The organism is Sutcliffiella tianshenii (assembly GCF_016908565.1).
In the GTDB taxonomy this organism is placed as follows: domain Bacteria; phylum Bacillota; class Bacilli; order Bacillales; family Bacillaceae_I; genus Sutcliffiella_A; species Sutcliffiella_A tianshenii.
The window spans coordinates 298,189-320,175 of record NZ_JAFBED010000002.1 but is presented as its reverse complement, the minus strand read 5'-3'; the positions used below and the strand labels follow the sequence as shown (position 1 = coordinate 320,175).

Annotated in this window: 20 protein-coding genes; 18 read left to right on the top strand and 2 right to left on the bottom strand. The window is 39.4% G+C overall.

Annotation, left to right across the window (positions count from 1 at the left end):
* Positions 1-47: 47 nt before the first annotated feature.
* Positions 48-1,394 (bottom strand): SGNH/GDSL hydrolase family protein, encoded by a 1,347-nt coding sequence (locus JOC95_RS05125; protein WP_204414102.1) that lies wholly within the window; start codon positions 1,392-1,394, stop codon positions 48-50.
* Positions 1,395-1,741: 347 nt separating this feature from the next.
* On the opposite strand from JOC95_RS05125, the gene JOC95_RS05120 reads away from it, so the two are divergent.
* From JOC95_RS05120 to JOC95_RS05045, 16 genes are all read left to right on the top strand, one after another.
* Positions 1,742-2,224 (top strand): hypothetical protein, encoded by a 483-nt coding sequence (locus JOC95_RS05120; RefSeq protein WP_204414100.1) that lies wholly within the window; start codon positions 1,742-1,744, stop codon positions 2,222-2,224.
* Positions 2,221-2,742 (top strand): hypothetical protein, encoded by a 522-nt coding sequence (locus JOC95_RS05115; RefSeq protein ID WP_204414098.1) that lies wholly within the window; start codon positions 2,221-2,223, stop codon positions 2,740-2,742. The genes JOC95_RS05120 and JOC95_RS05115 overlap by 4 nt, the downstream gene beginning before the upstream one ends.
* Positions 2,743-2,818: 76 nt before the next feature.
* Positions 2,819-3,733, top strand: coding sequence for a CBASS cGAMP-activated phospholipase (locus tag JOC95_RS05110; protein ID WP_204414096.1), 915 nt, complete (start codon positions 2,819-2,821; stop codon positions 3,731-3,733).
* Between the two features lie 88 nt (positions 3,734-3,821).
* Positions 3,822-4,652, top strand: a complete 831-nt coding sequence (speD, locus tag JOC95_RS05105; protein WP_204414095.1) for an adenosylmethionine decarboxylase — start codon at positions 3,822-3,824, stop codon at positions 4,650-4,652.
* A gap of 827 nt (positions 4,653-5,479) precedes the next feature.
* Positions 5,480-5,782 (top strand): EthD family reductase, encoded by a 303-nt coding sequence (locus JOC95_RS05100; RefSeq protein WP_204414094.1) that lies wholly within the window; start codon positions 5,480-5,482, stop codon positions 5,780-5,782.
* Positions 5,783-5,941: 159 nt separating this feature from the next.
* On the top strand, positions 5,942-7,078 hold the full coding sequence (locus JOC95_RS05095; protein WP_204414093.1) for an NAD(P)/FAD-dependent oxidoreductase: 1,137 nt from the start codon (positions 5,942-5,944) through the stop codon (positions 7,076-7,078).
* Positions 7,079-7,137: 59 nt separating this feature from the next.
* Entirely contained in the window at positions 7,138-7,512 is a 375-nt protein-coding gene (locus JOC95_RS05090) for a nucleotide excision repair endonuclease (RefSeq protein ID WP_204414092.1), read from the top strand.
* A gap of 107 nt (positions 7,513-7,619) precedes the next feature.
* On the top strand, positions 7,620-9,707 hold the full coding sequence (locus JOC95_RS05085; RefSeq protein ID WP_204414091.1) for a hypothetical protein: 2,088 nt from the start codon (positions 7,620-7,622) through the stop codon (positions 9,705-9,707).
* Positions 9,708-10,075: 368 nt separating this feature from the next.
* Positions 10,076-11,620, top strand: coding sequence for a spore germination protein (locus JOC95_RS05080; protein ID WP_419096225.1), 1,545 nt, complete (start codon positions 10,076-10,078; stop codon positions 11,618-11,620).
* 14 nt (positions 11,621-11,634) lie between these two features.
* Complete coding sequence (locus JOC95_RS05075) at positions 11,635-12,729, top strand: GerAB/ArcD/ProY family transporter (protein ID WP_204414090.1); 1,095 nt, start codon at positions 11,635-11,637, stop codon at positions 12,727-12,729.
* On the top strand, positions 12,726-13,805 hold the full coding sequence (locus JOC95_RS05070) for a Ger(x)C family spore germination protein (RefSeq protein ID WP_204414088.1): 1,080 nt from the start codon (positions 12,726-12,728) through the stop codon (positions 13,803-13,805). The genes JOC95_RS05075 and JOC95_RS05070 overlap by 4 nt, the downstream gene beginning before the upstream one ends.
* 173 nt (positions 13,806-13,978) lie before the next feature.
* Entirely contained in the window at positions 13,979-14,890 is a 912-nt protein-coding gene (locus tag JOC95_RS05065; protein WP_204414086.1) for a hypothetical protein, read from the top strand.
* 36 nt (positions 14,891-14,926) lie between these two features.
* Complete coding sequence (locus JOC95_RS05060) at positions 14,927-15,553, top strand: DUF4129 domain-containing protein (protein WP_204414084.1); 627 nt, start codon at positions 14,927-14,929, stop codon at positions 15,551-15,553.
* A 24-nt stretch (positions 15,554-15,577) separates the two neighbouring features.
* Positions 15,578-16,714, top strand: a complete 1,137-nt coding sequence (locus JOC95_RS05055; protein ID WP_204414082.1) for a DUF4350 domain-containing protein — start codon at positions 15,578-15,580, stop codon at positions 16,712-16,714.
* Positions 16,711-17,640 carry an AAA family ATPase gene (locus tag JOC95_RS05050; protein ID WP_204414080.1) on the top strand — a complete coding sequence of 310 codons (930 nt, stop codon included), beginning with the start codon at positions 16,711-16,713 and terminating at the stop codon, positions 17,638-17,640. The genes JOC95_RS05055 and JOC95_RS05050 overlap by 4 nt, the downstream gene beginning before the upstream one ends.
* Complete coding sequence (locus JOC95_RS05045; protein ID WP_239582710.1) at positions 17,591-18,949, top strand: DUF58 domain-containing protein; 1,359 nt, start codon at positions 17,591-17,593, stop codon at positions 18,947-18,949. The genes JOC95_RS05050 and JOC95_RS05045 overlap by 50 nt, the downstream gene beginning before the upstream one ends.
* On the opposite strand, the gene JOC95_RS05040 is transcribed toward JOC95_RS05045, so the two are convergent.
* Positions 18,941-19,909, bottom strand: a complete 969-nt coding sequence (locus tag JOC95_RS05040; RefSeq protein WP_204414078.1) for a stage II sporulation protein M — start codon at positions 19,907-19,909, stop codon at positions 18,941-18,943. The genes JOC95_RS05045 and JOC95_RS05040 overlap by 9 nt on opposite strands.
* A gap of 109 nt (positions 19,910-20,018) precedes the next feature.
* Between JOC95_RS05040 and JOC95_RS05035 the strand changes: the two genes are divergently transcribed.
* Together JOC95_RS05035 and JOC95_RS05030 are read left to right on the top strand one after the other, a co-directional pair.
* Positions 20,019-20,819, top strand: a complete 801-nt coding sequence (locus JOC95_RS05035) for an RDD family protein (RefSeq protein ID WP_204414076.1) — start codon at positions 20,019-20,021, stop codon at positions 20,817-20,819.
* A gap of 160 nt (positions 20,820-20,979) precedes the next feature.
* Positions 20,980-21,957, top strand: coding sequence for a ring-cleaving dioxygenase (locus tag JOC95_RS05030; protein WP_204414067.1), 978 nt, complete (start codon positions 20,980-20,982; stop codon positions 21,955-21,957).
* Positions 21,958-21,987: the final 30 nt, after the last annotated feature.

The following is a 21,987-nucleotide window of genomic DNA, read 5'->3' as shown; positions in this document are numbered from 1 at the left end:
AAAATAATAAGGCCCCCCATTTAATGGTCAAATGGGGGGCCTTTGTATTATCGGTTCACTTTACGATTTCTTACTCTTGAAGTTACCATTACTGAGAACCCTACCACAAGCATTCCCGACCCCATAACCAGATAGTTATAAGAGTTCGTTGCTGTATTAGGCAGTTTATTCCCACTAGATGGCTTTTTTGTTTCCTCTTTTACAGGAGGCTTTTCTTCTTTAGGTTCTTCTTTAACTGGGGGCTTTTCCTCTTCAACTGGAGGCTTTTCTTCCTCTACAGGTGGTTCTTCTTCAACTGGCGGCTCTTCCTCTTCGACTGGTGGTGCTTTGATATTATCAATGGTGAACTTCAATAGGACAATTTTTTCATTGGATTCAACGTACACAGTATAGGTTCCGTTTTCAGCAACTTCAAAGGAGAAGGTTTCCAAACTGATTTCATTGCCCTCACTGATGAAATTTTCCTCAGTCAAATCAGATCCCTTTAGCCACTTGAGAGCTGTAATCGAATCATCTTTGTTGGTTTGGATCAATACTTCGATCGGTCCTTCAGTTTCTTCCTCTTCAGAAACCAGTACATTCACTTCTAAAGGAGGTTCTTCAGGGTCTTCAGGGAAGATGATAGCCAACTGGTGGTCTGCTAATGCCGCAAGAGCTACATGACCAGCCTGAGTCGGATGGATAAATTCATTTATTTCAGGTTTTAGCATTACAAACACGTGTTGGTTCCCATCAAAAGCTTGATATGCATCAAGTACATAAATCCCTGGAAACAATCCAGCTTTAGAAATTACATCTCCATTCACTTTATTTACAATCATTTCTCCAAGAGTATGTACAGAGCCTGCGAATGGATCTTGACTTTGTCCGAATGGATTGTAGATATTATAAAGAAAGATCGGGGCCGTTGATTTTTCTCTTATTTTCCCGATAATTACTTGTAGATTCCCAGCTAATTTCATGGCTGCAGCTGTAACTTTTGGTTCAAGTTCTGCTTTCTTCGCATCATCAATAGGTATACCAGAGCCCAACAGAACTTTATAATCAATAGCCTGAAGTAAATCATTGCTTCCAATATTGATTGTAATTAGATCTGCCTCTGCAAGGGTCATCAACACCTGCTCGTTCATACCAGCTAGAAGCATATCAGAGGTTATTCCAGGCTTGCTTAAATTGATTACATCAGGAAATCCACCTGCAATCAAATTTGGGAAAGCATTTGGAGATGCTGTTGAATTATCACCTAAATTGTATCCGTAGGAAATCGAATCACCGAGCGAAACAATCGTCGGCGGGACATCCTCAGGATTATCCTCCGCAAACACAGCAGTGGAAGCGAAAACATTAAAAACAAGCAAAAAAGCAAACAGTAACGAATAGCGTTTAATCTTCAACCATAGTCCCCCTTTATAGTAAAATTTTTCTATGAATCTATCATATTATAAGTTCTTTATATAGAATAAACAATATGAAAAATGGGACTTTTTCATCATTTAGAATGAAGAGTTTTCTTAGAATAGTTTTAATGCAGTTTTAACCTATTGCCGTTATATAAAGATTTTTCAAATAAATTTTGGTGAAATAAAGAAAATTTCTTCGTTCTTAATTAAGTTATATTTACTCCGGATTAGTACTTGAAACTCATTATGAATTAATTATCCAACATATAGCTGAATAAAGTATGATTTGTTCCTCTATTGCAATACTAAGATTGAAATGACAAAACTTAGGAGTTACACACATGATTCTAGCTTTTTGCATCACTCTTACAGTTTCCATCCTCAGTTTGTTCCTTTTCCATATCTATAAAAGGAAATTCTCAACCTTTTATCTCATGCTATTATTTCTCCTGACATCATACCTTTGTCAAAATACTTACTATAAGCTGTTTTCTCCATATGAACGAATCAGCATTGCAGATAGTATGTGGGCAAAAATATCGATAAAGCTGCATTTTGGTATCATTTTGCCGGTTCTATTGATAGGGATCATTTTTCTCTTTCTTTCAAATAACACCTTCATTAAAATCTCCAGTATCATTGCATGGGCTGCATTTGTGGCAGCAAGTGAAATGTTCTATCTTTCACTCGGTGTCCTCGAACAAAAAGGAGAGCATTGGTATCCGTTCATTGATATAGCATTTGCCTTTATTGTCGTTTTCGTCACATTTGTGATTAAAAAGTATTTGAAACGATTGATGATGAAAGAAAGGTTGCAGCCATGAATAATGTTTACTCCAATATATTCAAACCGATTATACCAAAGCAATTTGATGAAAATGAAATTTATACAATCGCGATTACCATACTCGTTCTTGGTGTTCTTTACTTTTTGTTGAAAAGAGAGAGTCAACTGTCTGCAGTGGAGGTGTCCTCCATATATTTGTTCAATCTATTCATTACAACCACACTTGAATCGCTATTTGCAGAGCATCCTTTGGACTTCTACGACACGCTGGATTACGCACATGCCGAAATCTTTGATGTTGTATTGCAGACATTGGTTTATCCACCACCCATTATCATTGCCCTGTACTTTTATTCCAAATATAAACCAAATTGGCTCATCTACACGCTGTTTTGGGCGTTACTTTTAACTTGTCTGGAACTTGTATCCCTACAATTCAATCTGTTTCAATTCAAGAGCTGGTCATCGATCTATTCATTCATTTTTTATGTATTTACAATGGTGGTCAATATTATATTTTTCAGGAGGGTCAGGAGAATTATCCGGCTGGCATAACACTAAACAATTATCCGCACATAAGTAAATGCAATGAGGAAATGATAGGGGTAAAACAAAAACAAGGTGAATACTAATGAAAATACTTTGTATCGATGGAGGCGGCATCCGGGGCGTTTTCGCAATTGCGATATTACAGGCTATCGAAGAGGAATATAAGAAGCCGATTGCCGAACTTTTCGATTGTTTTGCAGGAACAAGTACGGGCTCTGTCATTGCCTCCTCAGTTTGCTTAAAAGTTGAAATGAAGAAAGTATTGGAAAGCTATAAGAACTACGGAGAGAAGATATTCATCAGGCAAGCAAAGGTAGGCCTTTTCAAAAGCATCTATAGCGATAAATATTTAAGGAAATTTCTATTTCAGGCATTTGGTGAACTGTCACTTGCTGACATTTCCACCCCCTTATTGATTCCGGCAGTGGATGTCACTCATGGAAGGCCTTTTGTACATCGATCCAATTATGGGAATAAAGCAACGAAGGATCTGACCATCAAGCTTTGGGACGCAGTTTTGTCCTCATGTTCCGCACCTGTCTATTTTCCGCCAAACAATATCGGAAATGATTATTTATCTATCGACGGTGGGTTATGGGCTAATAATCCTTCCATGGTTTGCATCATCGAATCATTGGAATATTTTAAACTTGCCTTGAATGAGATCAATATCCTATCCATTGGGACAGGCCTCCAAAAAATTGATTTTACCATACGGGACAATAAGTATTGGGGGGTAAAACAGTGGCTTCCCTTCCAACTCCCAGCAATGAAGGTGACACCAAAACTATTGGACCTGGCACTGCAGCTATCTTCGGAATCTGTTACTTATCAGTGCAAACAACTGCTAGGAGGGAATTATCTTCGCATTAATAAGGATCTTGGCGAAGAGGTACCATTCGACGATGTCACCTATATGGACGCACTAATTGAATTCGGCAGAATGGCCTTCCAGGAACGAAAGAGAGAGATAGAGGAATTTCTTGAAAAGGTGTAATTGTTTTTTTAAGAGACGATAAGGGTACTATAAAAATAATTAAGAGCATCGAGGAATGGATGCTTTAATAGAATAGGGGGAAGTAACGTTGAAAATCACACCTGAACAGCGAATCACTTTACATGAATTCAATAACCTGACAAAATCGCTGAGCTTTAATATGTATGATATCTGCTATACAAAAACTAAAGAAGAGCGTGAAGCCTATATTGATTATATAGACGAGCAGTATAATGCAGACCGTTTGACAAAAATATTGACTACCGTTGCCGACCTGATCGGTGCCCATGTACTCAATGTAGCCAAACAGGACTATGTGCCCCAGGGTGCCAGTGTGACTGTCCTTGTATCAGAAGGGCCGGTCGTGGAAGTGCCGACCGAATCTTACGAAGAATCTCCGGGACCGCTTCCTGATAATGTTGTACTACAATTGGATAAGAGCCATATAACTGTCCATACCTATCCAGAATACCATCCTGTCGAGGGAATAAGTACATTCCGTGCCGATATTGATGTATCAACGTGTGGAGAGATTTCTCCCTTGAAAGCGTTGAATTACCTCATCCATTCCTTTGAAACGGATATCATGACAATGGATTACCGTGTCCGTGGGTTTACACGTGATATCAACGGGAATAAGCTATTCATCGATCATGATATTAATTCGATACAAAATTACATACCCGAAGATGTAAAAAGTCTCTATGATATGATCGATGTGAATATCTATCAGGAAAACATCTTTCATACCAAGTGCCGACTAAAGGATTTTGACCTGAATAATTATCTTTTCGGATTCTCCAAAGAATCGCTGAATGATGATGAGAGGTATGAGATTACTGAAAAGCTTACAAATGAAATGGACGAAATATTCTATGGAAAGAACATAAATTTTGGACATACGGACAAAAGTGAATAATGGATCATTTAAAGCCTTTGCCGATTTTTTAACCGTTCCGTTTTGAGGAGCTTTATTAAAAATATGTGCCGAAATGAAAATCGTTTGATCATCATCATTGGTACACAAAAAAGGGAAACTCGCCGTAGGAATTGGCGAGTTTCTTTATTAGGAATATAAATACTGATTCGATTAGTCCTAATCTATTATTTAATATGTCTTGTTCTTAATCACAGAACCAGCAGAAGCAAAATAAGAGGAGATTTTCCGGTTAAATGCTAGATGTAGCTTGTTAAGGGGGATATAAGGGGAGTTTTTCCGCTTAAGTACAACAAAATCACTCATTTTTGAATTTTTCCTATCAATAGGCGGAATTTCTCCCTCTATTTCAGCCGTTTTTAATGGTAATTACAAATTAAGCGGAAATTCTCCGTCTATTTATCTGCTCTAGCACTTAACCTAATCTCCCAGCCGATAAGTGCGAGCTCTCTTGATCCTAGATGAAGGAAATCAGCAGCCAAAGATCAATAAAATTCACAACCGTACTGTAAATGACAAAAGACTTGATCATCTTTATTAATTGCATAGTTCTAATTGTCCACCATAATAATGATGTCAATTCCTATGTCAAAGTTGATGAAATTTAATAGAAACGTTGACAAATAAGGAGAAAGACCTTTGACAATTCATACGTCAATTCTTGTTCATTTAATTAGAATGCACCTTAAAACGGAAGCCTTTGCCGATTTTGGCAAGGCTTTTTTTAAAACCCCAAAAAAGATATAGGAGGAATTTCCTATAATATTACAGAATATAAATAAACAGTAAAAAAAAGGGGGGGTCAAACGATGGCAAAATTGATTGTAATCTATGAAAAGCCGCATGATGAGGAAGGATTTAATACCTATTATCAATCTGAACATATTCCATTGGTACAAAAAATGCAGGGACTTAAGGGTGCATCCATCCATAAAGTCGTCCAGTCCATGAATACAGATCTTCATTTATATCTCATAGCTGAGCTAGAATTCGATAGTGTTGAATCCATTGCACAAGCACTTGGTTCTCCTGAGGGGCAAGCAGTACAAAGCGACGTTCAAAATCTCATGAAATACTTAAATAAACCGCCGATTATCTCTATTACGGAATGATAGTAAAGAGGCAACCAACATGGTTGTCTCTTTTTTTGCACGACAATAAGTATAGGATAGCTTTGACAATTTGAGGCATAGGAAGGCTTCACTAGGAATTTTGCAATGTTTGAGGCATAATAGCTTTTATATACATATGTAAAGGAAAAGGTGTGGATTATGCAAAAGTTCGTTGTTATTGGCGGAGGTGTACTTGGCGCTTCTGCAGCCTATCATCTTGTGAAAAAAGGAGCCGCTGTCACCCTCATAGACCGTTTTGATAATGGACAGGCAACCGACGCTGCAGCAGGAATCATCTGTCCATGGATTTCACAGAGGAGAAATAAGGCTTGGTATGAACTGGTAAAGAACGGAGCCAGATATTATCCAACTCTTATTGATATGCTTAAACAAGATGGAGAAACCGAGACTGGTTATAGGCAGGTTGGGGCGATCAGTTTACATAAGGATATGGAAAAGCTTGAAAAAATGGCGGAGAGGGCAAGGAAGAGAAGAGAGGACGCGCCTGAGATTGGGGATGTTTCCATTCTTTCGCCATCTGAAGCAAAAAAACTATTCCCACCATTAGGGGAAGGTTATGGGGCAGTATTTGTAAGTGGTGGGGCAAGAGTGAACGGGCGTGCTATACGGGATGCCCTGCTGAACGCGTCAAGGAAACAGGGAGCAACAATCATCAATGGCAATGCAGAAATTACATACAGCGGAAACACAGTCACAGGGGTAAAGGCCAATGAAAAACAAATCATTCATGCAGACATGGTAATTGATACAGGTGGTGCCTGGTCCAGCAGGACGATGCAGCCGCTTGGAATACAATTTGCCGTTATTCCCCAAAAAGCCCAGATCATCCATTTGGAATTGCCAAAAACAGATACTGGTGATTGGCCTGTGGTAATGCCTCCTACCAACCAATACATTCTTGCCTTTGAAAATGGTCGGGTAGTGATAGGAGCTACACATGAAGATAATGTGGGCTTTGACACTCGGGTGACGGCCGGCGGCATTCATGAAATACTCGAAAAAGCGCTAGAGGTTGCACCTGGATTGGAGAATGGTTCCCATATTGAAACAAGGGTAGGATTTCGTCCTTTCACTCCAGGTTTTCTGCCAGTGATAGGGGCTCTCCCGCCTTACAAGGGGATTCTTGTGGCGAATGGTATGGGTGCTTCAGGATTGACGAGCGGACCTTTTATGGGCGCAGAGTTGGCTAGGCTCGCATTAGGTGAGCAAACCATTCTTGATCAGTCGCTTTATGATGTTGCAGGAGCATTATTGCAGGAATCAAACAACTCATAGCTTTTCCCCATGAGATGTGTTAACATTTAGCTCTACAAGAAAAGAGGACGTGACTAAACGTGATAAACATCAGCATACCTAAACCGAGCGTGTCCATTACGGAGCGCCAACAAATAAGAAGAAATGACGAACCTATCATCACACCTGTATCAGGCTTTATTGATCTTCATCAGATTCCTAGAGATAAAGCAGGTATTTTCATGTTCTTTAACATAAATGATGAACTCCTTTTTGTCGGCAAGGCAAGAAAGCTTCGTCAGCGTGTAAAGAAGCATTTGGAAGATAACGTATCTCCAATTAAAAATCACCGTGATGAAGTTTATCGTATCGACGTCTGCATCGTGGAAGATGCGATGGAGCGCGAGATCTATGAAACCTACATCATCAATGAGCTTGAAGCGAAATATAATGTAGAAAAAGTATTCTATAAATAATGGGAAATCCTCTTCATTTCGAAGGGGGTTTTTTATTTTTCAAAAAAATAGTGACCTTCTTCCTTGAGTTGTTATAATTATCCTATATCATCTAAAGGGGGATGTCCTTGAAGCATTTAGGCACTTATATAATAGAAGTTTTAAAAGGGGATTTAGATTCATATGTTCCTGTTATCCATAAGTATGAGGAGAAGATTTCACAGACCTTCCACCTATACATATCAGATAAGGAACGTGTGGAAGAGCTTGTAATGGATGTCTTTGTTCATGTTCATTCGAAGTTGCCAGAGTATATGGACCAGGCTGACAATTCTTTTGACGATTGGTTCATACATAAAGCATTCCATTACATGATGAGCCAGATAGAAAGAGAAAACTCCAGACGGCCTGAAAGTAAGACTATGGAAGTTTTCTTTCGAAGTTTATCAAGCAAGGAACAAGAAGTACTGATATTGGAGCAAATATTCAAGTTGCCATTTTCCAAAGTTGGTATATTTTTAGGTTTGGAACAAAAAGAAGTGAGGAAGATATCCCTTGATGTAAAAAGAGATTTCATTCACCTTGGAATATCTGAACCATCCGCACATACTTGTATAAACAACAATGATATATTTTATTATGTTGTAGAAGGTAAGAATAATGAATTTATTGATGACCATCTGGAATTCTGCCCTGCTTGCAGGGAGAGATTATCCCAAATAGAAAAACAATTGAAATCAATGGAGAGTTACCTGCATCCAGTAATCAATGGAACATCCTATCAGGAAAAAATCCTCCAAAATATAAAGCCGTATAATAAGGATGGCAGCAAGAAAAAATCATGGAAGTATCAGCTAGTTTCAGTACTTGCCATTTTTATCACTTGTTTTGGATTCATCTATTTTCTTCCGCAATTGAATGAGTGGAAAACCCTTGCAAGCAATTACATGAGCCATGGTGAATTCTACAATGTCTGGGAGAGGGGTACCTATGTTGCAAAGGACAAAGAGATTTCTCTTGAAATCACCAATATGGAAGTCACTCCACTGTTATCAAGGATTGACTATGTCATTGAGACAGAGAGAGAATTGACAGAATCCTACGCGTATACAGGAAATCATTTTCTGGTAGTTAAACCCGGAATGATCAGTATTAAGATTGAGGAAGATTTAATTCCACTGGAGAATATCAGCATAATATCAACCAGTGATGATTTGAAAAAAGGCTCCTTATACTTTGACCTTGCCGAGAAAACAGATATTGTTGGTCATGAGAGATTCGAGCTGGTTTTGAATACTAGCAGGGTGGGCGGAGTTTTCGGCAGTTGGGAGCTCGCGATACCAGTAGAATACAAGAAAGGTATCAAAGAAACGGAAACAATTGAACTTAATTCTTCAAATACTGTGATGGATACTTTCGACATCCTTATCCAAAAAAAAGAATCCAGTACTACTTCCAATAGGTTGGAAGTGGAAATTGACTTTACAGAACAGGAGAAAGAGCGGATCCTCCATGATTTTGAAGTTTATAAAGAAAAGAATCACCTTCATTATTTTGAGCCTCCGCAGTTTAATTACAGCTATAGCCTTGTGAATGAGAAAGGTGATGCTGCCTTGCAATTTTCATCCAATCATGATATCGATCATTACGATACGGATGAAATAACAGTGGAAGGGATGCCTACAAAAATAATGGAAGAGCGAATCTTCCATAATCACTATCATGATCCGGACAGCATGTTGGCTACCTCTCCAATGAAGGAAGGGGAGAAGTTATATTTTCAATTGGATGATATTTCATATACAGAGCAGATTTTTCTGAATGCAGAGTTTAAACTGGAAGAGGTTGAGCGGTTGCCGCTGAATCTGGAATTCTATGGAACAACCTTGGACTATGCAACCATCAAGACTTTACCGGAGGATGAATCCCGACCAGAGCGTTATCAGCTGAAAATCATGGGAAAACAGCCGGAAAATGAACTCCTAAAGAAATTTCACTGGAGCACCGATCCCGTGGAAGAGAATCTCTCGGATAAGTTTTATTTTGATTCCTATTGGGAAGATTTCTCCTTGATGGATGTTAACGAGGACCCTAACATGATTTTCTATCTGGAGATCCCGGTAGACCAAGCGTTGCCCGAAACGCTCAAACTGCAAAGCTATTGGGTTACCTACCATCTACCTAAAGAATATAAATTAAAAGTTCCATTAAATTAATACAACTATAGATGCCAACACAGAATAATATAAAGGTACAAATTTCAATAACATTAAAAGATTTGGTGGTTGAAAATATGAGAAACAGAAGAAAGCAACAAAGTTTTTTGAGAAGGCTTTTCGAGGAAATCAGAGATTCGATTATTTTCTCCATCCTTTGGAACATCATTATTTTCATACCACGATTTTTAATACGACTATTCAAACATCTTTTATAATTTATGGAAAAGTCCAGCATTTATGTGATGCTGGACTTTTCAATTTAGACAATTGACATTTTTTGTATTGTATTAGTGCATTTTTATCCTATTTACTGGAATAATAACAAAAATATCCTATGCATCCTAAAGAATAAATAGGAGACAGAAATGAAAAAAAGACCTATAAAAAAACTGATCAATAAAGATAAAACAGAATCTGAACCAAAATTAAATGAGACGTTTGAGAAAACCAATACTTTTGAACAAATGTTAGAGCTCTTTAAGAAATCCGACGATTTTGTAGATTCCTTCTATGAGAAATGTAAAACACCATTTCATCTCTATTATTACAGCTCTTTGGTTGATAAAGATATCATACAAAAGGAGATTCTTCCATATTTCCATAAATACGAAATAGAAAAGATGGAAGACTTAGCTTTGACAATACCCATAGATGACATCAAAATGACGGAAGATTGGAATGTAGTTCAAGAAATGCTCCTATACGGCTATGTTGGCATACATTTATCAGATGAAACAACCACTGTAGCATTGTTGCCGGCAATAACTAATAAGGGACGGCAAGTTTCCCTACCGGAAGTAGAATTCAGTGTTGTAGGGCCCAAAGAATCCTTTGTGGAATCATTGGATATTAATTTAAACCTGGTTCGAAAAAGGTTGCCTGTACCAACGCTTGAAGTGAAGGAATTTATTGTCGGCAAGTTATCCAAAACCAGAGTTGCTTTATTGTACTTGGAGGATGTTGCAAATAGTGAAAATATACATACGGTAATTCAAAGAATAGAGGATATCTCATTTGATCAGATTAACGACAGCTCCTATATTACTCAATTAATCCAGGATAATAATAACTCTCCATTTCCACAATTTATTGACACAGAACGACCGGATAGAGTTGCATCTGTACTGGCTGAAGGGAAAATTGTCATTCTTGTCGACGGAGCCCCACATGGATTGATTGGGCCAACGACGCTTTTTGAGTTCTTCTCTGCTTTTGAAGACTATTTTCTTAACTGGATCATCGCTTCCTTTTTCCGTGTCGTTCGTCTGTTTGCTGTCATTTTTTCCATATTAGTTACACCTATCTACGTAGCGGTTTTGACCTATCACTATGAATTGATTCCAAAAGACCTCGTAAGTACCTTGGTCACGTCTAGAAATGCGATACCTCTGCCCCCCATTATTGAAGCAATCATTCTGGAACTAGCAATAGAATTGCTGAGAGAGGCAGGGGCAAGACTGCCGACAAAAGTCGGACAAACAATCGGTATCGTAGGAGGGATTGTAATTGGGACCGCATCAGTGGAGGCAGGCCTCACAAGTAATGTTCTGCTTATTATCGTGGCACTCTCTGCTTTGGCCTCCTTTACAACACCCGTCTATCAAATGGGTAATACGATTAGATTAATCCGGTTTCCATTTCTCATTTCAGCTCACTTTTTAGGCTTATTAGGAGTTACCTTATGCTTTTGTTTTTTGCTTATTCATTTACTTCGATTGACTTCTTTAGGCAGGCCATTCTTGGAACCAATAAATCCTTTGCGTCTTGCGGATATGCGAGATGCAATCATCCGATTACCTTTTTCTATGCAATCCAAGCGACCTATTGAAGTTCAATCGGAAGATACAGTGAGATTTGAAAACAAGAAAAACAAGAAAAAAAAGCTGAAAGATATTGATGAGTATTACTGATAGGAAGGTAGCAAATGAAAAAGGGCATTCCTGAGGTTTTTCAAGTATCTCCATATTTTGTGTTTTTTCTCGTACACTCCGTTCAGATTGGTGTCGGGATTTTAGGATTTCAGCAAAGCCTGGTTTCAGCAGCAGGAAATGATTCCTGGATAGCTGTGATCATTGCAGGAATCGCTGTTCATATTGTCATTTGGATCATCTTCCAATTGTTAAACCGGGCTGAAATGGATCTTATCGACATAAATAAATTCGTATTTGGAAAATGGCTTGGTAGTTTTTTTAGTCTTATATGGATGTTTTATTTCCTGAGTGTTGGATTTACAGTTCTCTTTTCCTATTTTGAAGTCATACATGTATGGATGTTTCCAGAAGCTAATAACGTGCTATTGTCCATTCTTTTAGGGGTTCTTATCGTATACACGATATTAGGCGGTTTTAGAACAGTAGCGGGGATTTGTTTTCTTGGGGTGGTGATACCGGCATACTTGATTTTCACTTTCCTTTTTCCCATTCCATATACCGAAATCATTTCGCTTTTCCCTATTTGGAACCACGACCTAAAGGATATGTTTCTGGCTTCCAAGGAGATGACACTTAGTTATCTTGGTTTTTCTACCCTATTGATGTACTATCCCTTCATAAAAGAGGCAAAAACGTCACATAGATGGGCTCAGATGGGGGCATTATTAACCCTTTTAACCTATCTGCTTATCACAATTATTTCATTAAGCTATTTTAGTGAGGAGCAATTGGTAAAACAGATCTGGGCGACTTTAACCTTATGGAAAATAGTCGAAATGCCTGTGGTGGAGCGTTTTGAGTATATTGGTATCGCTTCCTGGGCGTTAATTATATTACCCAATGTTTGTTTATTATTCTGGGCGTCAACAAGGGGAGTGAAAAAGGTACTGGGTATTAATCAAAAGTATACATTATTCGCTTTTGTATTGTTGATGATCATCCTTAGTACTTTTATTCAGAAAAGGGAACAAGTTGCCATGCTAAGTAGCTGGACCACCAAAGTCGGCTATTATTCTGAATTTGGCTTTGTGCCTTTATTGTTTCTACTATACCTTGTTGTGTCCAAGGTAAGGAGGAAGAAAAATTGAAGAAGCATTTGTGCTATTGGCTGTTTACTTCCACTTTAATATTATCAGGCTGCCTAAATCAAAAAATATTGGATGATGTCCAATTGGCGAGTGCAGCGGGATTTGAATTGGGTGAGGATGAGGATATGATAATCGCTACCGCTGTATTCCCCGTATATAAGCCTGATTTAACAGTGGAAAACAGAACGTACACCTCTTCCTCGAAGCTTAGTAAGATCATTAGAGACAAATTGAATAGGAAATCTCCAAAACCGTTTGTAAGCGGGAAGCTTGAAGTTGCATTATACAGCAAAGAGCTTGCTGAAAAAGGAATTTTTGATATCATCGATACGTTTAGAAGGGATCCTGCCACTGGAGCAAAAATGTTCCTTGCTGTAGTTGAAGGAGACCTTGGGAATTCCCTAAAGATTCAATACGGGGAAACAGATAATGGCATGTTTCTTTCAAAATTGATCCAGCATAATATAGAAAGTGGGATTCTCCCGAAAACCAATTTGCATCTTTTTACGAAGGCCTATAGGGAAGAGGGAAGGGACCCTTTTCTTCCTTACTTGAAATTAACTGACAAAGAAGCCGAAATAAAGGGGGTTGCTCTTTTTAAGGAAGATCAATTCGTTGGATCGATAGAAGGCGAAGAAGGATATATATTTATGTTTTTGAATGAAAAGTTCACTTCAGATGCTTCAATGAGCGTCAAATTAGGCGAAGATGGGGTATTTGCATCTGTTTATCATATTGATTCTAAGAGAAAATATAAAATAAAAAATATCGAAACTGATCCAAGTATTACAATACGAATTAAGACGAATGCAATCATCCAAGAATATTCAGGGGAAGACATTACTTCGAAAGTAAAAAAACAAATTGAGCAGAACATGGAAGAGGAAATTGAATCGAAAGGAGAGGAAATGATAAAAAAGTTTCAAGATTTGAAAATTGATCCACTTGGTATTGGATTTCAGGTAAAGCATCGCTCAAGAAATTGGTCGAAAGAAAAATGGGACGAGCTCTATCCTTCCATTACGGTTAACGTAGAAGCTGAAGTGGAAATATCGGAAGCTGGAGTAATAAACTAAAAATCATATCTCATTATATCTCTGTCAATGGCAGAGATTTTTTGTTATAAAAGCATTTTGCATTTCTTAAATTATCTATTGAAAAAACAAATTATTTCTCGAAATTTGCTAGATTAATGGTAAAATAGTCGATATGACAACATATGGAATATTATTATAGGGGGCAATAAGGAATGAATGAATTAAACAGACCAAAAGGGTTCGGACAAATATTGGATGTCACGTTTCGACTTAGCAGAACCCGCTTCAAGGATTTTTTCCTCATACTACTCATACTATTGGGTCCTGTCTATCTGATTCAGGCTCTGGTTCAATTAGCTACTGGAACCAGCTTTTTCAGGGAAGTGGGGGAAGGCAATGGTTGGTTTGAACAGATGGTTGCAGGTTTAGAGGAAAGTGATCCTGCATTCAGCTCAAATATAGCTGCTGATATCGGTGTCATGCTCGTAGGACTGATCAGTTTATTTCTTTATCCTGTGGCACAGGCTGCCATTCTTTATGGTGTAGATCATGTCCGGAAAAACGAGGAATTTACTTTTGGCACATTGATTAAAAAAGGATTCTCCCGTTTCTGGGCAATTATCGGGAGCAGTATTCTGTACGGTATCATCGTTACTGGGTTGTTTTTCGGTACAATTATGTCCATCGTATTGATGAGCTTCGTATTATTTGCAATCGATCCGGTAATCGGTGTGATTGTCACAATTATATTATCTATCGGTGCCATTTTATTTGTCGGGTATTTTTCCACCCGCTGGAGCTTTTATTTCGGTTCAGTTGTCATCGATCGAAACTCACCGGGACTTGGGCGCAGCTGGAAGTTGAGCCAGGGACGTACATGGGCTTCCATGGGTTTGTATATCATATTCTTTTTAATCATCAGCTCGATTACATTTGCCATAGAACTTTCATTCGCCTTATTGCTTGGTGGAAGTGTCCTGTTAGGACTGATTGTCAGTCTTGCTACCATATTTACCACCCTCATCATGTCAGTCGGCTATGCAGTGATGTATTTGGATTTAAAAAGTCGACACGATGCTGACGACCTTAAGGATCTCATAGACGACTACCATGTAGGACAATAACATTTGTCCTAGTGAAAGACAGGTGATGATGTATTGATGAAGGAAGAGAAGGCACGAGAAGATTTAAAAGAGATACTGAGCAGGGAAGAATATCAGATATATTACAAGGATAATAGAAATACTCTGCAAGTTTTTTGGGATGACCTAAAGGCTTGGCTGGCGGAAATGCTTGCCAAGTTCTTTCCTTCCATGGAGGCAACGAGTTCCGTTGCCGGTAATATTCTAATCGTCGTAATTTCTGTTGCGATTGCCATCTTACTGATCATATTCATCTTTTTTGCAGTAAGATATCGTCAGAGAAGGATCGTTGGTAAACAACAACCATTTCGATCTTCCAATGAATTGCAGTGGAGTTACCAGGAACATCTAAAACAGGCAAAAATCCAAGAGGAGCTAAATGATTACAGCTTATCGACACGTCATCTGTTTCTCGCACTTTTGCTTTATTTCCATGAGAAAAATTGGCTGGAAGCAAGAATCTGGAAGACAAATTGGGAGTATTACGAAGAGCTCAGGACAGCAAAAGAAGAAAGCGCAGAACTTTTTTTCAACTTTGCACTCCTTTTTGATCGAGCAACCTATGGAAAACAACAGATCCTAAAAGATGAATATAGCCTTTATCGGGATAAAGCCTTGAAATGGCTGGAAGAAGAGGATGTCTAATTTGGAAGGGGGAGGAATGTAGAATTGCTACACGGACTATCAAAAAAAAGCGGATGGATATGGCTTGCCGCAATACTGATTCTATTTTTGCTTTGCAGTTACCTTATCCTTTCAAAAGGAACCAAAACCTATTTGCCCTACGACTCTCATTCCCCTTCACCTACAGGTATCAAAGCTTTTTATACATATGCAGAAAGGGAAATCGAAGGAATTCAGAGATGGGCGGAACCGCCAAGCAAGCTTTCACGCTCTGAAAATCAGGTGCTTTTGATGGTGGAGCCATATGCCGTTCCAAACCAGAAAGTCATGGATCAGTATATAGAATATATGGAGCAGGGCAATACGATTCTGTTACTTATGAACAACCCGGACTCCATGTTCGCCCTTGACACCACCTATACTGAATTTCCTTCCTCAAATGGGGAGGTTTTCGGGGAAAACTCCCAGTCCTTCCGGGCACAAAACTTATCACCCGTTCGATTAGAAGCGGAAGGATCAGATGAAGTCCTGCTGAAAGATGCCCTGGGTACGATTGCATTGAAACGACAATTCGGACAGGGTTCACTCATTGTTTCCAATACACCTGAATGGATCACGAATGAAGGGATTTTGAAAGAAGATCATTTGATATTACTCCTGGATTTAATACAGGAAAGTGATCAAGAATTAAATGTACTATTGATAGACGAGTATATCCATGGAGAACACAGCGGTTCCACTTTAACGACGACATATCCCCAATGGTTTCTTCTCATCCTCATTCAAGGAGTCCTTTTGACTGTTCTCCTTTTATGGATACGCGGGAAAAGATTCGGTCCCGTACTTGTGGCAAGAGAAGAGTCCGTTCGTTTCAGTGATGAGAATTTGCAGGCTCTCGCAGCTTGGCATATAAAAGGGAACAGGTATCAGGATTCACTTTCCATCCAGGCGCACTACCTGAAATCTGCATTTCAGGAAAAATGGGGCATCCCATTGAGTAAAGAATGGAAAGACCGTGCCGACCATATTGAAAGAAATTCTAAAACGATGGAACCAAAAAGTGTGAGACCTTTCTTACATGATTTAACAAACATCTTAGCAAAAGAGAAAATAACTAAACAGGAATATTTGTTCTGGTCAAAAAAATTGGATCAACTAAGAAAAGAGGTGGAGGAAGGATGAAACCTGAATTAGCATCCTTACTTGAAAAATATGAACAACGAATCTTGGGACAATCTTTAAATCTTAAACTCTTGCTTTCTTCTGTCCTGGCAGGCGGACACGTATTGTTGGAAGGTGTACCTGGGACCGGGAAGACTCAAATGGTACGGACACTGGCCACCCTGCTTGGCGGTACATTCACTAGGATACAGTTTACACCTGACCTCCTTCCAAGTGATATTACAGGAAGTACCATCTACAATATGAAAGAAGGATCTTTTCAAACGCTGAAGGGTCCAATTTTCACCAATATATTGTTGGCAGATGAGATAAATCGTACCCCCGCCAAGACACAGGCTGCTTTACTCGAAGCAATGGAAGAGGGTCAGGTAACCATCCAGGGGGACACCTATCCTCTTTCTGATGTGTTTTTCGTTGTTGCAACACAGAATCCGATAGAATTTGAAGGTACATACCCTCTACCGGAAGCACAACAGGACCGTTTCCTATTTAAATTGCATGTTAATTTCCCATCCTTAGAAGAGGAGACGAATGTATTAAAGCAAGTGATTGAAAAGAGCTATGATGCAAGCCTTGTTCAGCCAGTATTAGATATGGAGACATTTTTATCAATCAGGAGAGAAATCGAAAGGATAACGGTCAGCGAGAGCGTTCTACATTATATAATGCAGATAGTTCGCAAGACAAGGGAAGAAGATTCCATCCGTTTTGGCGCAAGTACCCGTGCCGGTATCTCCATCGGAAAAGCTGCACAGGCCTGGGCTTATTTAAGTGGTAGGGATTATGTTACTCCAGATGACGTGAAAATCGTGACCAAGCCTGCCCTGCGACACCGTATCCAACTATCTCCACACACGGAATTGGAGGGATCTACTGTTGACCAGATCATCGAAGAACTTGTGGGGGCGATTCCTGTTCCGAGATAAGGGAATTGTTCCAACAAGTCGATTACTGTTAGTATTCGTCATTCTTTCAGGAATTCTTGTAACAGCGACGTTTTGGGACATGCCATGGTCGTTTGTACTACTCTCAAATATCCTGGTACTATTATTCAGCTTGGTGGATTTGATTTATTCCCCCCATAAGAAACAGCTTAAGGTGAAACGATCATGTCCAGCTGAAATGGAGAGAGGCATCAACTATGAGGTAGCCTTGACTATCGAGAACAGATCGCCGTATGATGTTCAATTCAGTATCATGGATGGCCTGCCTCAATCCTTCAATAGACCGTTTCCTTTATCAGGGAGTGCCAATAAGGAGACTTCGGAAACATTGGTTTACCAGACAAAAGCACCAGTCCGTGGCGATTATCAGGTTAATAGCCTATACATGCGTTACCGAAGTACTTTGGGATTATGGGAAAAACAAATGGCCATACCTTTAAACGAAAAGATCAAGGTGATTCCGGACATGACCCAAACCAAAAATTTCTTGGAGGATGCCCAAAGGTTCTTAAACTATGAAGGCATCAAAATAAGAAAATATAAAAGTGGGGTAGGGGAATTTTCCAAGATCCGATCTTATGTGGTCGGGGATGATCCGCGGAAAATAAACTGGCGGCAGACCGCTAAACTACAAGAAGTAATGACTAATGAATACGAACCCGAGCATGGCAAACATATCACCATATTGATTGATTGTGGGAGAATGATGGGGGCTGAACTGAAAAGTGGCAACCGATTGGAGAAATCAATCGAAGCTGCCCTGACCGTTACAGCTGCCGCATTACAAAAGGGAGATTATGTAGCTGTACTTGCTTTCTCCAAAAAAGTGAAAGTCTATATTCCACCTGCTAAAGGGATGGCTCATCTTCAGACCATTCTCCAAGCTATTTACAACATTGAAGTCGACGCTGCTGAATCCAATTATGGCGAAATCTTAAATTATCTTCAGCTAGTACAGAAAAAGCGCAGCCTCATTCTGTTATTCAGTGATATCCAAACTTTTCTTCATGAAGAAAGTGCATTAGTCTATCTGAAAAGATTGAGGCAAAGGCATTTGTTCCTGATGATTGGGATAGAGGACGAGATGCTGGTGAAAAGAGGAAGAGAGACACCTGTGAATGCACAGCAAACAATGGTGAAAAGTATCGCACAGCAGCAGATACTCATCAAAAAAGAAGGAAAAGCAAAATGGGAAAAACAGGGCCTCCTGATGGTGGAGGCCCGTGAAGAAAAGCTTGCAACAACTGCTGTATCCTATTACATCGATATGATCAATAGGGGATTATTGTAGCAACTGCTCCTGCTTTTGCAGTTTCATCTTAGCAATCCCGATATAGAGGATGAGCCCGACAACTGTCAGGACAGCTACAAAATATTTTGCTTCAAACGAAATGGCGGCAGGTGTGATGAATCCTTCAATTACACCTGCTATGATGAATAGGGGAATCGTTCCAAGTAATAGCTGAACCGAACGTTTTGCGTTTTCTTTTAGTTGGTATGCCCTAGAATAAGCGCCTGGTACAAACAGTCTGTAGCCCATGAGCAGGCCCGCTCCTCCTGCTATGAAAATGGCAGTAAGCTCTATCATTCCATGAGGTACGATGTATGCCCAGAATTCATAGGTTTTATCATAGTGCCAGAACAAGGCAGCAATGGCACCGACAATAATTCCGTTATAGATCAATACATATACGGTCAGAAGGCCAAATGTAATACCCCCGGCAAAGGCAAGGAAAGCTACTTGAATATTATTTGTCATGATGGATGCTGACATGAGGGGGGCATCCACCATGCCTTCATTCGCTCCAAGCTGCTCTGGATCGAAGCTATTGGCCATTTCAGCTGGCAGTACCGAGTATAATAGTAACTCATCATTTGCCACAGCGGCATAACTCCCAAGAAAGCCAAGAGTGAAGAGCGCCATCGCAAGCAGGACAAATTTCCACTGCTCCAAGAGAAGGCCAACGAACTTCACCCCAAAGAAATGACGTGTCTGTTTCCAGCTCGACATCTGGTCTTTATAGAGCAGATTATGTGACTTGGACACGAGTCCGTTCAGATAAGACGTGACTTCTTCATGTGGAAAATAGGTTTGACTATACGAGAGATGCTGGGCTGCCTTACGGTAAAGCCGATGAAATTTACTTATGTGCGATCCCGTGATATTTTTTTTCTTATGTAGATAGGTCAAGGCTTCTTCAAGTTGTTTCCATTCATCTCTATGCTGTTTCACGAATTGTTTTACATTCATACAGGTGGACACCTTCTTGTCATTTTATGTTATTAACCTTTATTATAGTAATATTATAGATAAATAGAAACACCATTGGTAAAATTTATCCATGAAATGAGGTTATTCTTTGAACGCTGAGCAACTTGACATAAAAACACCGGAATATGTTTCCTTACAATTTCAATCTGCAGGTTTAGGAAGCCGTGCAGCCGCATTCATCATTGATCAGATCATCCTTTTGATCGTCAATATCCTTATCATCATAGGTCTTTTATTCATGATCAATGGTACTTTCATGGATTTCTTTTCTGCTGATATGCCATCCTATCTTATTGCAGGTGCAATCATTCTGATTTTCATCATCAGATGGGCTTATTTTTTCGCTTTTGAGTATTTTTCTGGAGGAAGCACGCTAGGCAAGAAGATGGTGGGAATCAGGGTAATCCAAGAAAATGGCCATAGCATCACGCTTCTATCGAGCTTGTTAAGGAATCTTTTGCGTATTATCGATAGCCTCCCGATGAACTATCTGGTGGGGATGTTGATGATTTTTTTCCATTCCAAGCATAAACGTCTCGGAGATCTTGTGGCAGGTACCATTGTAGTTCATGAAAGACGGAAGAAGAAAATGAAATTGACCCCAATAGAAAAAGAAATTCAAAAGCGTGGACTTTCACGTGAGAATCTTGTGTTGAATGATTATGACCTAAGGAGATTCAACGAGAAAGATTGGAAGCTGATGAAGACCTATTCCAACCGATTCCTTCAGCTTTCTGTTGATGATAGGATACTCTTGACCCGTCAGGTTGCAGAAATTGTATCCCCTAAGCTCGGTATGCCAGTTGAGGACAAAGGCTATGAGGAGCTCGAGAACTTGTTGCTTGTCCTTTATCTATTGCTGAAGGATGAATGGGAATTTGAGCTGTAATTGTTGATGATGTCAAGCAAAGACTCTGTCCAATTTCACAAAGTGTGAGATTGGACATTTTTATTAGGGAATAGATGTTTGACATATTGAAATAGGAATGATATATTTATCTCGAATTCAAGATATTTTAAACGAACTCTTAAATCAGGAGGTATTATACATGAATGGTCTAAAAGGCATTCACCATGTCACTGCCATCACGAGCAGTGCTGAAAAGAACTATGAGTTTTTCACTTATGTATTAGGGATGAGACTTGTTAAAAAAACTGTCAATCAGGATGACATCCAGACATATCATCTATTTTTCGCTGATGATAAAGGGAGCCCTGGAACAGATATGACTTTTTTTGACTTTCCGGGAATTCAAAAAGGATCTCATGGAACGAATGAGATTTACCGTACCGCATTTAGGGTGCCAACAGATTATTCCCTCGACTATTGGCTAAAAAGATTTGGACGTTTAAAGGTGAATCATACTGGAATTGAGGAGCAGTTCGGAAAAAGGGTAATTAATTTTACTGACTTCGATGATCAGCAATATCAATTGATTTCAGATGAAAATAATAAAGGTGTCTCTTCAGGGACCCCTTGGCAAAAAGGGCCCATCCCCCTAGAGCATGCCATTACAGGCTTGGGACCTATAACAATCAGGGTGGCGAATTTCGATTTCTTTAAAGAAGTGTTAGAAAAGGCGTTGCTGTTCAATGAAGTTGCCCACAAAGGCTCCACTTACCTCTTTGAAGTTGGCGAGGGCGGGAATGGGGCCCAGATAATCGTCGAGCATAACAGGGATCTTCCACAGGGGATCCAAGGTTTTGGAACAGTGCACCACGCAGCTTTCCGGGTAGAGGACCGTTCTGTAATCGAGGAATGGGATCAAAGGCTGAAGAGTTTCGGTTTTCATACTTCCGGCTATGTGAACCGTTATTTCTTTGAATCCCTATATACTCGAGTCGCACCTCAAATATTGTTTGAATTTGCGACAGACGGTCCAGGGTTCATGGGTGATGAGCCATACGAAACCTTGGGTGAAAAATTATCACTTCCTCCGTTCCTTGAGCCAAAGAGGGAGCAGATTGAAAAATACGTCCGTCCTATTAATACCGTAAGAAGCACATTAGATATAAAAAAGGATTAAATAGCAAGAAGTCCATCACCCATTAAAAAG

Excerpts from the sequence above, each read along its gene's own strand:
- JOC95_RS05050 (WP_204414080.1), top strand. The coding sequence starts at position 16,711 with ATGAAACCTGAATTAGCATCCTTACTTGAAAAATATGAACAACGAATC.
- JOC95_RS05075 (WP_204414090.1), top strand. The coding sequence starts at position 11,635 with ATGAAAAAGGGCATTCCTGAGGTTTTTCAAGTATCTCCATATTTTGTG.
- JOC95_RS05080 (WP_419096225.1), top strand. The coding sequence starts at position 10,076 with ATGAAAAAAAGACCTATAAAAAAACTGATCAATAAAGATAAAACAGAA.
- JOC95_RS05110 (WP_204414096.1), top strand. The coding sequence starts at position 2,819 with ATGAAAATACTTTGTATCGATGGAGGCGGCATCCGGGGCGTTTTCGCA.
- JOC95_RS05030 (WP_204414067.1), top strand. The coding sequence starts at position 20,980 with ATGAATGGTCTAAAAGGCATTCACCATGTCACTGCCATCACGAGCAGT.
- JOC95_RS05120 (WP_204414100.1), top strand. The coding sequence starts at position 1,742 with ATGATTCTAGCTTTTTGCATCACTCTTACAGTTTCCATCCTCAGTTTG.
- JOC95_RS05095 (WP_204414093.1), top strand. The coding sequence starts at position 5,942 with ATGCAAAAGTTCGTTGTTATTGGCGGAGGTGTACTTGGCGCTTCTGCA.
- JOC95_RS05060 (WP_204414084.1), top strand. The coding sequence starts at position 14,927 with ATGAAGGAAGAGAAGGCACGAGAAGATTTAAAAGAGATACTGAGCAGG.
- JOC95_RS05065 (WP_204414086.1), top strand. The coding sequence starts at position 13,979 with ATGAATGAATTAAACAGACCAAAAGGGTTCGGACAAATATTGGATGTC.
- JOC95_RS05040 (WP_204414078.1), bottom strand. The coding sequence starts at position 19,909 with ATGAATGTAAAACAATTCGTGAAACAGCATAGAGATGAATGGAAACAA.
- JOC95_RS05100 (WP_204414094.1), top strand. The coding sequence starts at position 5,480 with ATGGCAAAATTGATTGTAATCTATGAAAAGCCGCATGATGAGGAAGGA.
- JOC95_RS05115 (WP_204414098.1), top strand. The coding sequence starts at position 2,221 with ATGAATAATGTTTACTCCAATATATTCAAACCGATTATACCAAAGCAA.